Origin of the sequence: Aetokthonos hydrillicola CCALA 1050 (assembly GCF_017591665.1) — a bacterium.
GTDB classification, from domain to species: Bacteria; Cyanobacteriota; Cyanobacteriia; order Cyanobacteriales; family Nostocaceae; genus Aetokthonos; species Aetokthonos hydrillicola.
Genome location: NZ_JAAKGC010000014.1, coordinates 50,139 through 65,410, shown reverse-complemented (window position 1 = coordinate 65,410; position 15,272 = coordinate 50,139). Strand labels below are relative to the sequence as shown.

At 40.9% G+C, this 15,272-nt stretch carries 13 protein-coding genes; 8 read left to right on the top strand and 5 right to left on the bottom strand.

Going from position 1 to position 15,272, the window contains the following annotated elements; translation table 11 throughout:
* Positions 1-22 precede the first annotated feature (22 nt).
* Together cas1 and cas2 are read left to right on the top strand one after the other, a co-directional pair.
* Positions 23-1,027 carry a CRISPR-associated endonuclease Cas1 gene (cas1, locus tag G4P69_RS09740; RefSeq protein ID WP_243902104.1) on the top strand — a complete coding sequence of 335 codons (1,005 nt, stop codon included), beginning with the start codon at positions 23-25 and terminating at the stop codon, positions 1,025-1,027.
* Positions 1,028-1,234: 207 nt separating this feature from the next.
* A complete protein-coding gene (gene cas2 / locus G4P69_RS09735; RefSeq protein WP_208338966.1) occupies positions 1,235-1,510 on the top strand; it encodes a CRISPR-associated endonuclease Cas2 in 276 nt (91 codons plus the stop codon).
* Between the two features lie 669 nt (positions 1,511-2,179).
* On the opposite strand, the gene G4P69_RS09730 is transcribed toward cas2, so the two are convergent.
* Positions 2,180-2,416 carry a helix-turn-helix domain-containing protein gene (locus G4P69_RS09730; RefSeq protein WP_310833764.1) on the bottom strand — a complete coding sequence of 79 codons (237 nt, stop codon included), beginning with the start codon at positions 2,414-2,416 and terminating at the stop codon, positions 2,180-2,182.
* Between the two features lie 302 nt (positions 2,417-2,718).
* On the opposite strand from G4P69_RS09730, the gene G4P69_RS09725 reads away from it, so the two are divergent.
* The gene (locus G4P69_RS09725; protein WP_208338968.1) at positions 2,719-2,940 is read left to right on the top strand and encodes a hypothetical protein; all 222 of its coding nucleotides are present in this window, start codon (positions 2,719-2,721) and stop codon (positions 2,938-2,940) included.
* A gap of 357 nt (positions 2,941-3,297) precedes the next feature.
* Positions 3,298-3,816 carry a cupin domain-containing protein gene (locus G4P69_RS09720; RefSeq protein ID WP_243902925.1) on the top strand — a complete coding sequence of 173 codons (519 nt, stop codon included), beginning with the start codon at positions 3,298-3,300 and terminating at the stop codon, positions 3,814-3,816.
* 136 nt (positions 3,817-3,952) lie between these two features.
* Here G4P69_RS09720 and G4P69_RS09715 read toward each other — a convergent pair whose 3' ends face one another.
* The 3 genes from G4P69_RS09715 to G4P69_RS09705 form a co-directional block, all read right to left on the bottom strand.
* Positions 3,953-5,002, bottom strand: coding sequence for an AI-2E family transporter (locus G4P69_RS09715; protein ID WP_208338970.1), 1,050 nt, complete (start codon positions 5,000-5,002; stop codon positions 3,953-3,955).
* A 167-nt stretch (positions 5,003-5,169) separates the two neighbouring features.
* Positions 5,170-5,679 (bottom strand): tetratricopeptide repeat protein, encoded by a 510-nt coding sequence (locus tag G4P69_RS09710; protein WP_208338971.1) that lies wholly within the window; start codon positions 5,677-5,679, stop codon positions 5,170-5,172.
* A 555-nt stretch (positions 5,680-6,234) separates the two neighbouring features.
* Positions 6,235-8,292 carry an elongation factor G gene (locus G4P69_RS09705; RefSeq protein WP_208338972.1) on the bottom strand — a complete coding sequence of 686 codons (2,058 nt, stop codon included), beginning with the start codon at positions 8,290-8,292 and terminating at the stop codon, positions 6,235-6,237.
* Between the two features lie 257 nt (positions 8,293-8,549).
* Here G4P69_RS09705 and G4P69_RS09700 point away from each other — a divergent pair, with 257 nt between their 5' ends.
* From G4P69_RS09700 to G4P69_RS39120, 4 genes are all read left to right on the top strand, one after another.
* Entirely contained in the window at positions 8,550-9,626 is a 1,077-nt protein-coding gene (locus G4P69_RS09700) for a tetratricopeptide repeat protein (protein ID WP_208338973.1), read from the top strand.
* A gap of 198 nt (positions 9,627-9,824) precedes the next feature.
* Positions 9,825-11,357 (top strand): SagB/ThcOx family dehydrogenase, encoded by a 1,533-nt coding sequence (locus G4P69_RS09695; protein WP_208338974.1) that lies wholly within the window; start codon positions 9,825-9,827, stop codon positions 11,355-11,357.
* 192 nt (positions 11,358-11,549) lie between these two features.
* Positions 11,550-11,774 (top strand): hypothetical protein, encoded by a 225-nt coding sequence (locus G4P69_RS09690; protein ID WP_208338975.1) that lies wholly within the window; start codon positions 11,550-11,552, stop codon positions 11,772-11,774.
* A gap of 312 nt (positions 11,775-12,086) precedes the next feature.
* Positions 12,087-14,273 (top strand): methyl-accepting chemotaxis protein, encoded by a 2,187-nt coding sequence (locus G4P69_RS39120; protein ID WP_243902105.1) that lies wholly within the window; start codon positions 12,087-12,089, stop codon positions 14,271-14,273.
* Positions 14,274-14,427: 154 nt separating this feature from the next.
* Here the strand turns inward: G4P69_RS39120 and rpiA are convergent, their stop codons facing one another.
* On the bottom strand, positions 14,428-15,138 hold the full coding sequence (gene rpiA, locus G4P69_RS09680; RefSeq protein ID WP_208339028.1) for a ribose-5-phosphate isomerase RpiA: 711 nt from the start codon (positions 15,136-15,138) through the stop codon (positions 14,428-14,430).
* Positions 15,139-15,272: the final 134 nt, after the last annotated feature.

The following is a 15,272-nucleotide window of genomic DNA, read 5'->3' as shown; positions in this document are numbered from 1 at the left end:
AAAAAATATTTGGAATCAACATATGGCAGCTATATATTTAATTGAACAAGGAACAAATATCTATAAAGATTACCAACGTTTTATTATTCATGTTTCAGAAAAACCCAAACTTGAAATTTTAATTCGGGAAGTGCAGCAAATTTTAGTATTCGGAAATATACAACTTTCGACTCCTGTACTTCAAGCCTGTTTACAAGAACAGATACCGGTATTATTTCTCAGCCAAAACGGTAAATATCACGGTCATTTGTGGAGTGAAGAATTTACTAATCTACATAATCAGCTAATCCAGATAGAAAGACGTAATGACTCTTATTTCCAATTTAGTATGTCTAAGGCTGTTGTTTTAGGTAAATTAATGAATTCTAAGCAGTTGTTGATGAGATTTAATCGAAAGCGGAAATTAGAAGATATTGAAAAAGCTCTCTATGGGATTAATCAAGATATAGACGCTTTGGAATATATAGATGGTTTAGATTCGTTGCGTGGTTATGAAGGAATTGCTGCTGCTAGATATTTCCCAGCTTTTGGTAAGTTAATTACTAATTCCGCTTTTACTTTCTCTCAGAGATTTCGTCAACCCCCTATTGATGAAGTCAATTCTTTACTCAGTTTTGGTTATACACTTTTGTTTAATAATGTGTTGAGTTTTATTCTTACGGAAGGACTGTCTCCCTATATAGGTAACTTTCATTATGGTGAAAAGCAAAAGCCTTATTTAGCTTTCGATTTAATGGAAGAATTTCGCTCTCCTATTGTTGATACTTTAGTTTTGGATATGATTAATCATTCTTTAGTAAAACCAACTGATTTTGATGTTGTTGCAAGCACAGGGGGTGTGTATTTAAACCAATCTTCACGCAAGAAATTTTTACAAAAATTTGAAGCCCGCATGAATGAAGAAGTATCTCACCCAGATTTAATATCTCAAGTAACATATAGACATGCAATTCATTTACAGGTTAGAAGGTATAAACGTTATTTATTATCTGGTGTTCCATATGAATCTTTTTTAAGGGCTGGGTAGAAAATTTTAGCTTTTTTTGATCAAACAGAATTCAGAAGTCAAGAGTCAGAAGTCAGAATACATTACCCATAAAAAAGGGATGGTGTTTTAAACCCTGTCTTGTTTACAACGGACGAGGTTTTAAACCAATAATCATTCTGACTCCTGAATTCTGACTCCTGACTACTTTATAAAGAAGCTTCAAGAATTAGAACTGATTTTTTTCTTATGTTAGTGGTTGTCGTGTATGATATTCCTGATGATAAAAGGCGTACTAAGTTATCCAACTTTCTAGAGGGTTACGGGCGAAGAGTACAGTATTCTGTGTTTGAATGTTTTCTAACTTTGGAGGAAATGCGGCAACTTTTTGAAAAGTCGAAAAAACTTGTTAAACTGTCCCAGGACAATTTGCGATTTTATTGGATTTCGGAAGAATCGGTTTCCAGAGTCTTAACTATTGGCGGTCAAAAACCAGCAGATCCACCAAAGCACTATATCATCTAGGTTTTAAGATATTTAAGGTGATTTTGTAACATGCTCATCGACACCACTCAGCCAATCTCCAAAACCCTATATTTTTCGTTAACTGGTGTCGATTGCTTACTGGGCTTAGGTTTGAGGTATGTGTTTTGCTCAATTTTTTGCATGATGTACTATACTTTTAGCAGTGGTGTCGATTTAGCCTCTGAAACCCTTACCCTGTAAGGGCTGCTAGACGAACTCCCTACCGATTGGGTTAAATCGGAATAGTTGGAAACTTTTTGACATGGCCTACTACAGGGATTTTCCCTCCCTACCGATTGGGTTAAATCGGAATAGTTGGAAACTCTGCGTTGTTAAAGCCCGAACACGAGGCACCCCCCTACCGATTGGGTTAAATCGGAATAGTTGGAAACGGCTTCCGTTTTTGGGTTGTTGCTCTGCCCCTGATTTCCCTACCGATTGGGTTAAATCGGATACGACAATAGATGTACTGGCAGATCACGGCGGTTAAAACCGCCCGTGTCGCCTTTCATCCCATGGGTAAATACGGCGAGCTTTCAGGCTCTCGCACTCTCTTAGTAAAATTTTCGATTACTGCCATCAAATTAGCGATCGCGAGCTACGGTGAGTGCCGATCACCTTATGCTGTTACGAGTTTTAGAAACCAGTTGTTCTGGTAGAACAAGTCGCTCATTTTGTTTCTGTTGCTGTTTCTCCATCATCATCTGGAACATAACTAAGCAAATCGCCAGGCTGACAATCCAGAAATTGACAAATTGCGTTTAGCCGTTCGGGTGACATTCGAGGCATAATATCTGTTTTTCGTAACCTGTAAACGGAAGTTTCGGTAATGCCGATACCTTCTGCCAAGTCTTTGTTCCTAACTCTTTTTTTAGCCATTATTTCATGAAGCTTCCAGGAAATCACTTTATTTGTCCATCATCAATTACTCCACGATCCTAATATTCGCAGTGGAAAAACGATTAATCATCTTTTGATGTTCATAGACTGATAATACGCCGCAATACTATTAAAAATCTTCTCAGTACTATAAATATACGCTAAAAGTTGACAAAAATGTTCGTCTCACGTATCTTAGTAGGAAGGTAAAGGAAACCAAATCGTTAGTACCTTAACGCTCAAAAGGTTTGCGGTTCAAATTCTTCAGAGAAAGCGTATTATTTCCGACACCTATATGTACCGTTTTAATAAAAAAGTAGAGGTGAGCAATGATTCCAGTGACGTTTGATATTACACAGTCAAATGTGTTAGAAGGAGAGACAATTAAAGCTTATGTGCAAGCTGTACCGCGTAACGGCGAAACTGTTTTACTTCATCTTGGTGGAGTAGGAGTGACCACACAAGTATTAGAAGTTATACACTTACCAGCTTTAAATCTGAATAATTTTCCTTCAGTTTCAGTTAGAGTGAAAATTCTTAGTGAAGAATAACGCAAAACATCTTAAGTTCAGCAATTCGATAGGATAACAAAAATGTTGACGCTTTTCTGGAATTTACGAAATGAATTTTGTAGCTCTATGTATAGCTGTTAACTTAAAAATCATTATACCTAATCACAGACCATGCTGTTTAGCATGGTTGATTTATTCTTATTAATTTTCTAGATTTTCTTTTTTCTAAAAAAAGATAGCATTTTTTTATTTATTAGTGTTTCAAATATGAATTTAATAAAGGGATTACTTGGATTAATTACGGTTACATTAATTTACTGTTATATTGAAGATCGGATGTTAGTTTCTTGTGCTGCATAGAATCTTGCGCTAGATTTCCGCTGTAGTAGAGGTGAAATGATGGCTGCATACAGAAGATTGGTATCTACGTTGTATCAACAAAGGAAAACACAAATGTTCACTAGATTTCTCCGGGGAATTGCTTTCGCTGCTATCTCCATATTTGCTTCTATCTCCGTATTCGGTACTAACTCCGTATTTGCTGCTTCAACCCATGACTTGTCTACCAATCAGCCCACGGGAAAGTTGGTCTTTGAGCGCGTTCTTCCCAATGTGCCAGGCAAGAGCATTAAAGTCGTGCTGATCGAATACCCGCCCGGTGGATCAATCCCCGCTCACACCCATCCAGACTCGTCTTTCATCTATGCAACGGTTCTGAAGGGTGCAATTCGTAGCAAACGCAATGACGAGCCGGAAAAGGTGTATCACGTCGGCGATAACTTTGTCGAAGAACCTGGCGATCTTCATGGCGTCAGCAAAAATGAGAGTGACACTGAAACCGCAAGCCTACTTGCCGTCTGTGTCCTCGATACTGACGAAAAGAACCTACCCAACACAAGTCAAAATTCAAAATAATCAATTCAAAATTAAAGACAATCAGTGAGAGCTTGAAGCCGCCACTGCTTGAAGATCGCTGAAACCTTTTTCAGCGTTTCTCAGATTTTTTTTCAAAATGACTAGGCACAACAGGAGGAGACACCTAAGTTTCTTGTTATTGGGTTGTCACCTCTTCAGTAGCTGGTTGCTCGCAGGTTATTTCGTCAATAATGGTAACAACGACAGCAGCAATCGGAACTGCTAAGAGTACACCAAAGAAACCTAATAACTTACCCATGACGAGAAACGTCAGGATAACCATAACAGGATGTAAATTAACTTGCTTCCCCATCACCAAAGGCTGAACGAGGTGTGCATCTACCTGGTTGAGAATTAAAAACAATCCGAGAACCAGGAGCATCTTTACAGGTGAAATGCTAAGGGCAACTAAAGCAGGTAGAACAGTACCGACAATTGTACCAACGTAAGGAATCACCTCAAGCAACCCGGCAATAATTCCAAAAGCCAGTGCCGATGGAATGCCTAAAGCCCACAGTCCAAGTGTTGCTCCTAAACCAAGAAATATCATGGCAACCCCTGTCCCAAAAATCCATCCTTTTAATCTCACCTCTAGAGATGATAGAAAATGTTTAAATTTTTGGTGATTTCGGCGAGGTACTAGCCGGAGAATACCATTAATCAGTGATTTAGGGTCGTAGGCCATATACAAAGATAGGATAAGTGTCGCCACAAATTCCAACGGCAAGCCCAAGGTTTCACGTAACAAAAGTGGAACTTCCTTGAGTAATGCGTCAGCGGCACGCTGTAGCTGCACAATACCCTGGGATATATCTGGAATTAGACTATTAGTTCTGTGAAGCTCTTCGATTCGTCTATTAAGTACATCTAGGTAATGTGGTAGTGTCACCAATAAGTTTTGGGTTTCTGTAATCAGACTAGGAATGACTACTGCAAGAATCAATACAACAAACCCTAGTATGAACCCGATTAAGATAAGAATAGATAACCAAGGCGATTTGACAATTTTCTCCAGCCAGCGAAGCACAGTTCTCAAAATTAAAGCAATTAATGCTGCTAGGGCAGTTAGCTCTATAACCGGCAAAAGCCTGTATAAGATGTAAATTGATACTGCAACAATAACTGCAAACGGTGCACCACGAGAAAGTGCAGACCATCCAGTATTTGTATCATTAGAGCTTGCCATTCCTATATTTTGCCACTCCTTAAATGATGGACACACCAAACTGGTAAAATTCTATTGATGATTATGGATATATAGCTTTTTTTAAAGAAACTGGAATCTATCTACAATCTGAGTTCAATCTGACTAACGAGCGAGCTTTCCGGCTCGCACTCCAAAATCCTTAAACATCATTCGACAGAATGCTGCAACTGTTTAATTAAATTTTGTGCTTGTTGATAGCCTTTTGTATTTCCTTGCGCACGAAAAAGCTTCGCTGCTAGCTGTAAGTCTTGGATTGTGCCAGGTTGATCTCCTAAACCATAGCGAGCGCCAGCTCGGTGAAAATAAGAGTTAGCATCGCGGGGATTAAGTTCTATTGCGCGGTCAAAATCTGATACCGCGTTGAGATCGTCCCCCAGTTCATGCAAGAGAACAGCCCGATTGTAGTAGACATTGGCATCATTAGGATTCAATACTAGTGCGTGGTTAAAGTCAGCGATCGCTCCCTTATAGTCTCCTCGCTGAAATCTCTCACGTCCTCGGTTGAGAAAGTTTACTTCACCCTTAGAGTTACTTCTTATAGTATCAGTCCGAACAGTCTGCGCATGAACCGATGGCGTTAGCTCATTGGTAAGTGTTGACAAACTTAAGATTAAAATCGCTATGTAAAAATTTTTGTTAAAGTGATAGTAACCCATTGCATGTCCTATGAATTTTTATTTTCAGTACGTAACTTAAATAGATAATAGACATCTCCAGAAATTGATGTAGGGGCGTAGCCTCTGGCTTCTCGCAGAGTACGGCGTTCGCCCTTAGCAAGGATTTCAAGGAACGCATAATTAATTTTCACCAGATGTCTAATAGATTTTTAACTAAGCAAGGGTTTTTGGTTTACTATTCCTTCTTTAATTGTAGCGAAATTGCTAGGAAGTAATACCATTTCACGAAAAAAATGAAACAGATGGGTAGATGGGTAGGTTGGGTTGAACGCTCGTGTTACCCAACAAAGACAAGGCTTTGATGTGTTGGGTTTCGTTCCTCAACCCAACCTACATTTGTATCAATCATTTTTTGAATTGGTATAACTGCTTAATGTGATCAAGGGTGGGTAATGCTAGCACTACCCACCCCGGGAATGATTAACTTAGTTACAGCAATTTTCAGGTAATTAGACCACAGTCGTAGGGGCGCAATGCCTTGCGCCGTTACAAACAGTGTGGTTCATTTAGGTGAAAACTGCTGTTAATTCGTGACTATTTGTTGCCGTTACCGTTACCATTGCCACCATTGCCATTGCTACAGGCGAGGATGCGTTCGGCGAGTTTTTCTGGAACTTCTTGGAGATGATCGTATTCCCAGCGGAAACAACCAACCCCTAGAGTAAGCGATCGCAACTCCACAATAAAGTTTTGCATCTCAGCTTGGGGTAAATAAGCTACAACGTTATCCCAACCTTGCCAGTCGGTAATCCCCTCGTACCCCAAAATCTGACCGCGTCTACCACTGAGAAGTTGCAGCACTTTCGATGTAAAGTCGCTAGGAGTCCTCACTTCTACACGAACAATTGGTTCTAGAAGCGTTGGTTGACACTTAGATAGACCCGTTTGCATAGCAATACGAGCAGCTTGTTTGAATGCTTGTTCAGAACTATCAACGGTATGATAAGAACCATTGGTTAGTGTGACGGCTACATCTACAACCGGAAAGCCTAACGGACCATGTGCTAAAAACTCCCGTACACCCATTTCCACACCAGGAATGTACTGCTTAGGAACCACACCACCGACAATAGTCTCCTTGAAGTTAAACCCCTCGCCTCTCGGTAGGGGTTGAATATCAAGATAAACATCACCAAACTGTCCGTGACCACCGCTTTGGTGCTTATAGCGTCCGTGAACCGATGCAGCTGTTTTGCGAATAGTTTCCTTATAAGGCACTTGTGGTAAGTGAGTTGTCATCGGTAAATTATACTTACGGCGCAGACGGTCTAAGGCAACTTGCAGATGAATCTCGCCTTGCCCCCAAAGAATTACCTCGTGAGTGTCGCCATGTTGCTCCCAAAGAAGAGAAGAATCTTCTTCTAACAGCTTAGTAATAGCACCACTGAGCTTAACTTCATCGTTCCGTTTTTCGGGCGTAATAGCAAGAGCATAAACAGGTTCTAACTTTTGGGGTTTGGATAATGCTGTCACCTGCTGTTCAGTCGAAAGTGTATCCCCTGTCTTAATACCTTCTAATCGGCTCAAAGCAACTATTTCACCCGTATCAGCTTCATTAAGAGGTTGTTGCTGTTGTCCCATGAGGCGATAAATACCACCTGCGCGAACACCATTAAGGACAATACCATCAGTTAACTTGCCTCGCCAAACTCTTACTAAGGACAGCTTACCGCCTTGGGGAGTGTAGAAAGTTTTTAGGACTTGTGCTAACGGGGTACTACCTTTGTGTTTACTTAAACGCTTTTGGGCTGTTGTTTCTGGTTCTGGTGCTTCCCTTAGCAAGGCTTCGAGAAGAGGACGCACACCATAATCTTGTTCTGCAACACCAAAGAAAACAGGTACAACTAAATCAGCCCCTAATTCTAGTTTTAAATCTTTCAGGATTTCTTCTTGGGGCGGTTCGATATCTTCTAAAAGTTCTTCGAGTAAATGATCGTCAAAGTCTGCTAAAGCTTCGAGCATTTCTGCTCTTGCAATATGTTCTTCTTCTTTAAGATTTTCTGGAAATGGAATCGGATCAGCGGGTGCACCTAGATGATACTGATATGCTTTTTCGCTGACTAAGTCGATAAACCCGATGAGTTGTTCACCCTGCATTATCGGATATTGATGTGCTACGAGGGGACGGCTGGAAACAGCTTTAATTGCGTGCAGGGTATCTAGAACATTGATATTAGCCCGATCCATTTTATTCACAAAGACGATATGAGGAATTTCCCAATCGTCTAGGAATTTAAACAAGGGCGCTAAAGTGAGAACGCGCTCTGTAATGGGTTCGCAAACTACAATTGCTGCATCAACGCCTATGAGAGCGTTGTACGTTTCTTGGGAAAATTCCACACTTCCTGGACAGTCAATGAATGTGAAGCGAATGCCGTTATATTCGGTGCTAGCACTGCTGACTTCTACACTCATGTGGCGATCGCGCGATTCGATAGCGCTATCTCCGACTGTATTGTTATCTTTAGTACTGCCTTTGCGAGATATCGCTCCTGTCACAAATAACAAACTTTCCAGTAAGGTGGTTTTTCCACTTAAGTATGGACCTACAATTGCAACATTTCGCAAACCCAATTGTACTTTTTCGTTCATAAAACCTCCCTTGCGGTTGGTAAACCCTAACCGCATTGTCCTAAATTTATTAAGGGATAAAAATTGATTCCGATAATTGTCCCCTCTTTGTCTTGAGATTATCCCTCTTTTTAAGGGATCGCCAAACAATCGTATCTTGTTGTAAGATTTAGTTAAAAAAATTTTGCTAACTACAAAAATTAGTATATAAAATTAAACTTTTATGAATTAAAGATCCTAGTGTAACAAAATATTTGTGAAATAAATCGAACAAAAAAATGTTTCTTAACAGAAAATCCAAATTAAAAATTCACAGGGAACAGGAAAATCCAGTCTTTAAATCGTCGAAGAAAAAAAATAACTTTGTTTTCCTAGCACAAGCCAGTCTCAAAAAACAAACCCACTATTTTAAGCAGGCGCTACTCCCACAACTAAAGTTTTTTAACTCCCTGCTCCCCCGCTCAAGAGCTCCCCTGCTCCTCTGCTCCTCTGCTCCCCTGCTCCTCTTCTCCCCTGCTCAAGAGTTCCTCTCCGCAAGATCTCTACAACCGCCGCTGGTTCTAGCACAATATGCTGGTAAAAGTGCTACAGACTTTTTAAATGAAGGGTTACAAGCAATCACTTCGGGCAAAGTGCAAGATGGCATCGTTGCCTTTCGCAAAGCCACTGAACTTGATCCTAATTTAGCAGCAGCACACTATAATCTAGGGCTAGCACTGCGACAAACCGGGCAATTGCAACCAGCAGCCAATGCATTTTATAAAGCAACACAAGCGGATCCTGAGTTTGCCCTAGCTTTTGCTAATTTAGGTGGAGCTTTATTAGAAGGAAATAATTTACGACAGGCAAATGATTACTTGCAAAGGGCGTTAGAAATTGACCCACAATTGGGAGTTGCTCACTATAATTTAGGGCTCCTTCGAGAGCAGGAGCGAAAATGGGAGCAAGCGATCGCATCTTTTAAAAAAGCAATACAATACAGCCAAAATGCACCAGAACCAGCTTACCACCTAGGACTCTGTTATATCCAAGTAGGTAAACTAGATAAAGCAAAAGATGCATTTAATCAAGCACTAAAAATCAATCCTAGATATCCAGAAGCTTACTACAACCTAGGAACCATTTCATTTAATCAAGGGAAGTATCAAGAAGCCTTAGAAGCTTTTAGAAAATCAGCACAAGCTAACTCTAACTACCCCAACGCCTATTATGGTGCTGGGCTAGCTTTTATACAGCTACAAAATTATCGACAAGCAGCACAGGTATTACAGTATGCGAGAGCATTATACGATGCTCAGGGAAATCCTCAATGGGCGCGGAGTGCAGAAAATCTATTGCAACGATTACCAAAATGAATAGGTTGCTCATCTTGATTGTTACCAGCATCTCATTAGATTCATAGTTTCCAAGAGTTAAGCAAGGGTGGCATAATTAGAAGGAAGCCTGTGGTAGTGTTTAATTATCCGTTATGATTTTAACGTTTGTCCTAACCACAACGAAATCATAAGCTAGAGGAATGCCAAGATAGGTAGCACAAGCGTATTAAAAGTCCTATGCCAGAACTACGCCAATCCATAGCTCAGCACTACCACGAACGTACTAAGTACGACCCTCAAAGACTTGCTTCTAGAAATCAGGAGTTAGACTGGTCTAAGCAACCTGTGCCGTTTAAAGAGTATAAAATTGGCTCCGCGTTCGATCTTAGATCTTATCTCCAAGAACAGTCAGAACCAAATACCTCTGACTCAGATATTCAATGGTGGCAAAGATTATCTCGGTTGCTGTTTTGTAGCTATGGGCTAACCGCAAGAATGCCTTCTCTAGGAAGCGCAGTGTATTTAAGAGCTGCTCCTAGTGCTGGTGGATTGTACCCGGCGGAAGTTTATCTGGTTTCTCGCGGTATGCGATTATTGGCACCAGGATTATATAACTACCAGTGCCGGACTCATTCGCTGATGCATTATTGGGAATCTAACGTTTGGGACAAGCTGCAACAAGCTTGCTTTTCTCATCCTGCTTTAGAAAGTACCGAGCTTGCATTAATCATCACAGCGGTTTTTTATCGTTCTGCATGGCGGTACGAAGATCGAGCTTACCGAAGAATTTTTCTGGATACAGGACATTTATTAGGAAATATTGAGTTAGCTGGTGCTGCTAATTACTATCGTCCTCACTTGATCGGCGGGTTTGTGGACGAGATGATAAACGAATTGCTTTATATTGATGTGCAGCAGGAAGGAGCGCTCGTCGTCGTTCCTTTAGCAGACTTGCTAGATACTCAACAGCATTTACCAGCCGGACGAACGACTTTACCCTCCGCTACCGAAATTAACTATCCTTACATTCCTGATGGTGAATTATTGACATATTTTCATCAATGTACACAGATAAAGCCTGGTACAACTGGTAACCTCAATTTACCAGAGGTACAACAGGAAAAATCCATAGAAGATAAATATAACTTTCCTTTCTGTCAGAAAATTTCCATGGTCACCACACCGATTTTATGGGGAGAAAAGTTACAAGGGCTAAATGATACTATTCTCAAGCGACGCTCTACACGTGCTTATAGTGGTGATGATTTAAACTTGGATGAACTGAAAGCCTTACTTGATTTTACTTATCAACCTCAAAACTACGTTGATCAAGGCTTGGACGATTCAACTGATTACTTTGATCTGAATTTAATAGAAACATTTATTGCTGTTTCGGGGGTCAAAGGTCTTGATGCAGGCTGTTACTATTATGCTCCTAAAGCACAAGAATTGCGCCAAATTCGCTTTAAAAATTTCCGCCGAGAGTTACACTTTCTCTGCTTGGGTCAAGATTTAGGACGTGATGCAGCAGCAGTACTGTTCCATACGGCTGATTTAAAGTCAGCTGTCGCTCAATATGGCGATCGCGTTTACCGCTATCTTCACATGGATGCTGGTCATTTGGGGCAAAGATTAAACTTAGCAGCAATTCACCTTGGTTTAGGCGTCAGCGGTATCGGTGGTTTCTTTGATGACCAAGTCAATCAAGTTCTTGGTATCCCCGATGATGAAGCAGTGTTATATATTACAACATTAGGGCGACCTAGGTAATTTAAAGGGTTATGGGCATGGGGCATGGGGCATAGGGCATAGGGTATTATTTCCTTACTTCAAGATATACCGATATCATTCTTCTCCAGTACCCAATCCCCTAATTCCCGGAAAGCAGTTGGACTAGTCCGTAAAATAAAACATTCCTGATGAAGTCTTTTCAATCGGACTATCAAACTGATGAAGATACCCATGCCAACTTATCACAGCACTCAGCCAGTAAACGAGCCAAATATTTCTACTGACACTAAGACCTACACTTATATAGGCTCTACTATCATTGCTTTTCTAGTTTTCTTCTTATTAGGCATTGTCACTTATAAAAAGTACAAAGCTATTGTTTTCCGTCGCCAAGTTCTAATGTTGGAAAGAATTTGGTTAATGAATGTTAAAAATAATACTTATAAACAGGATTGATTCACTTGTTCTTGATTTCCAGTGCGATGTAATGCACTGGGTGAATTTTGGAATATCTGGGGAATCTCTATAGGGAATCTCTGTTAAGTGCGATACATTTATCAGGTAAACAGCGTGCTATCCACTTAAACGAAAAGTAATTACAAAATGTATCTCTAACAACATGAGTGTCTATGTTCTTAGAGATACATTCTAAAAAGAAAACATGTAACTCGCGATCGCGTACGAAGCAAAATCAAGAATCTTGTGTTAAAATTGCATAAACTGTAGCATACTTTTTAGTGAACGTTAGAGAAAAAGTATCGGTACTTCTTGAGTATTAAAAAGCAACTGCGTCAGCGTTGGTACAATTTAAGCTTTCGTGGCAAACTGACGCTCCTGCTAGTAATAGGAGCTGTTTTGCCAGTTATTGTCGCAACACAAGGGCTCGTGACTGTTTTGCAATCAGAGCTAATTCAAAATTTACAAAATAGGTTGCGCATTCAATCAAATATTCTCCAAGGTAAACTCGATCACCTTAGAAGCAACGAGGAGCGAGAAGCCCAAAATTTAGCAAGTATTGTGGAATCTCAACAATGGTCTTTGAATCGTCCCGAGCAGGTGGCAGTGCTTCGCAACCTGATCTCTAACTATATTGCCCTTAATTCTAAAGAAAGTTTTTATATAATTACGAATGCGCAAGGTGAAAGCGTTGCCCAGTATATTCAAAAGGTTCAAGAGGATTTTTCTACATATCCACCTCTACCAGGGGAGGATTTCAAAAAGACGGAATTTCGTTCTGTGTCTTTACCTACTGGCATTAAATTAGGAGATATTTCCATAGTTAAAGATGCTCTTTTGTATCAACGTCGATTCTCTGGAGTTGAACTGTTTAAAAGTGAGTGGTTAAAGCGCTTGGGCTTGGAGCAGCAAGCTGCTATTGGAGTGAGAACGCAGCCGATACAAGGATTGTCACAAGCTCAGCGACCTTTTCCTCGAGGGACTTACGATATTGACGATGGTAAGATGGGCTTAGTTACGTTAGCAGTTTACCCGATTCGGATTCAAGGCAAGCTGGAGGGGACGACGATTGTTGGTACAGTGCTCAATCGTAATTACGAACTTGTTGATCAGCTCCAGCAAGAAACCAAGACAGGTACTTCTGCTTTGTCTGCGCGAGACTGGCGCGTAAGTGCAACTACTCCTGCCGCTGATGGAAAAACTAGGGCTATCGGAACACGGATTTCGCGGGAAGTAGCCGAGAAGGTTTTGAATGACAAGCAAATTTTTAGTGGCTTCGTCAATGTTGCCGGACTCACACGTTTCAGTTTATACAAGCCACTGTATGACCATCAGCAAACTCTGGAGCCAAACGCAGTAAAACCCATTGGAATTTTGAGTGTCGGAGTATCTAATGCACAAGTGCAAACAACATTGAATACTCTTAGACTCGCGGGGTGGGGAATAGGTGTAGGTATTGGCATATTAGCGGGGTTAGCTGCTATTCCCATCGCACAAGCTGTTTCAAATCCTCTAAGGCGTTTGACAAATTATACCCAACAAGTCGGTAAGGGGGATCTGACAACAAAAGTGGAACTCACTGAGGCTCAAGATGAAATTGCAAAATTATTGGCTTCCTTCTACACCATGACGAAGAACCTGAATTCCTTAATCCGCCAAGTGCAGCAGTCTGGAGTTCAAATCACGACGTCCACCACCCATATCGCTAGTTCAGGTAAGGAACTAGAAGCGACATTAGATCAACAAATAGCTTCTACTAATCAAGTTGCAGCCACAGCTAAAAAAATTGCTGACACCTCGTTTCAACTCGTACAGACAATGGAAGCAGTGGAGCAAGCTTCGCAAGTAACTGCTGCTGCTGCTGGCACAAGCCAAATAGATTTGATGTATATGGGAAATAGTATAAGTCAGTTGGTAACTGGCACCAAGATCATTTCTACCAAATTAGCAATGATTGGTGAAGAAGCTGACAACATTAATAGTATTATCATTACCATTACCAAAGTAGCGGCTCAGACCAATTTACTCTCCTTAAATGCCGCAATAGAAGCAGAAAAAGCTGGAGAATATGGCAAGGGGTTTGCTGTCGTCGCCAGAGAAATCCGCAGTCTTGCTGACCAAACAGCAGTTGCCACCCTAGATATTGAAAATATGGTCAAGCAAATGCAAGCAGCAGTAAGCACGGGGGTGACGGAAATGGATAAGTTCACCACACAAGTGGAATACTACGCGGCAGATGTAAAAAATATCAGCACTAAACTGGAGACAATTATCGAGCAAGTACAAGCCCTTAGCCCTCAGTTTCAACAGGTGAGTGTAGGTATGGAAACACAGTCGGATGGAGCACAGCAGATTAGCGAGGCGATCCAGCAATTAACTGAAGTCTCCGAGAAAACCGCCACCTCTCTCGAATCGATTAACGCTGCGATTTGGCAGTTAAACGATGCGGTAGTTGACTTGCGCCAGGAAATTTCTCACTTTCAGGTAACGGATGGTTAAGAGCCGGGAAATAAATTTCCCGGCTCAAAGCCCAAACCCATTAAAATGGGTTAAAAGATTACCCAGTGAGCTAAAAGCTCAATGCCAGCTAAAGAGCCCGAACTTTAGTTCAGGGCGAATTTTCTTCGTTGAGGGTAGGGACTTTCGCCGAGTGTTAAAGTTGTCGTACTATAGGCTGACCATCCTTAACTTCGCCAATAAGAACTAAGTCTGCACAGTTCACAAATATTCCATTTTCTAAAACACCAGGAATATTATTTAATGTTTTTTCTAAGCTGACTGGGTCATCTATGGTATCAAATTTTACGTCTATGACCATATTGCCTTGATCGGTGATCACTGGGCCAGCTTTTTTGATACCCATACGTAATTCTGGTTTACCACCAAGCTTTGCAATTGCCTGTATCACAGGAGCGATCGCCATAGGGATAACTTCTACTGGTACAGCAAATACAGAACCTAATCGGTCAACCAATTTACCACTATCTACTACTACAATAAACTGATCTGCCAAGTAATCTACAACTTTTTCACGGGTATGAGCAGCACCGCCGCCTTTAATTAAATTCTTTTGGGGATCAACTTCATCCGCCCCATCAATAGCAATATCAATGTGGTCAATAGCGTCTAAGGTAGTTAGAGGAATGCTGTACTGTTTAGCGAGAACTTCTGCTTGAAACGAGGTAGGTACGCCTTTAATATCGTTAAGTTCCCCTGACTTAAGGCGATCGCCTATATACTGAATTGCATAGGCTGTGGTTGACCCTGTTCCTAACCCAACAATTGAACCAGATTTTACGTGAGCGGCTGCGGCTTTGCCAACTTCTTGCTTCATCAACTTTACGGGGTCTACTGCTGCGGTCATCCCAATGCTCCAAAAAATGTTGATATTGATATAGTCCATATCCTACTGTGAGTAGGATTTCATCTACAAGACCGCCCAGTGGTGCTATTGTTACTCTGTAAAGGGTTTATACCCAACAAAATAGACTTCTAAAG

What these genes read in the sequence shown, in the direction of transcription:
- cas1 (WP_243902104.1), top strand. Translation starts at nt 23, where the DNA reads ATGGCAGCTATATATTTAATTGAACAAGGAACAAATATCTATAAAGAT.
- cas2 (WP_208338966.1), top strand. Translation starts at nt 1,235, where the DNA reads ATGTTAGTGGTTGTCGTGTATGATATTCCTGATGATAAAAGGCGTACT.
- G4P69_RS09725 (WP_208338968.1), top strand. Translation starts at nt 2,719, where the DNA reads ATGATTCCAGTGACGTTTGATATTACACAGTCAAATGTGTTAGAAGGA.
- G4P69_RS09720 (WP_243902925.1), top strand. Translation starts at nt 3,298, where the DNA reads ATGATGGCTGCATACAGAAGATTGGTATCTACGTTGTATCAACAAAGG.
- G4P69_RS09715 (WP_208338970.1), bottom strand. Translation starts at nt 5,002, where the DNA reads ATGGCAAGCTCTAATGATACAAATACTGGATGGTCTGCACTTTCTCGT.
- G4P69_RS09710 (WP_208338971.1), bottom strand. Translation starts at nt 5,679, where the DNA reads ATGGGTTACTATCACTTTAACAAAAATTTTTACATAGCGATTTTAATC.
- G4P69_RS09705 (WP_208338972.1), bottom strand. Translation starts at nt 8,292, where the DNA reads ATGAACGAAAAAGTACAATTGGGTTTGCGAAATGTTGCAATTGTAGGT.
- G4P69_RS09700 (WP_208338973.1), top strand. Translation starts at nt 8,550, where the DNA reads ATGTTTCTTAACAGAAAATCCAAATTAAAAATTCACAGGGAACAGGAA.
- G4P69_RS09695 (WP_208338974.1), top strand. Translation starts at nt 9,825, where the DNA reads ATGCCAGAACTACGCCAATCCATAGCTCAGCACTACCACGAACGTACT.
- G4P69_RS09690 (WP_208338975.1), top strand. Translation starts at nt 11,550, where the DNA reads ATGCCAACTTATCACAGCACTCAGCCAGTAAACGAGCCAAATATTTCT.
- rpiA (WP_208339028.1), bottom strand. Translation starts at nt 15,138, where the DNA reads ATGACCGCAGCAGTAGACCCCGTAAAGTTGATGAAGCAAGAAGTTGGC.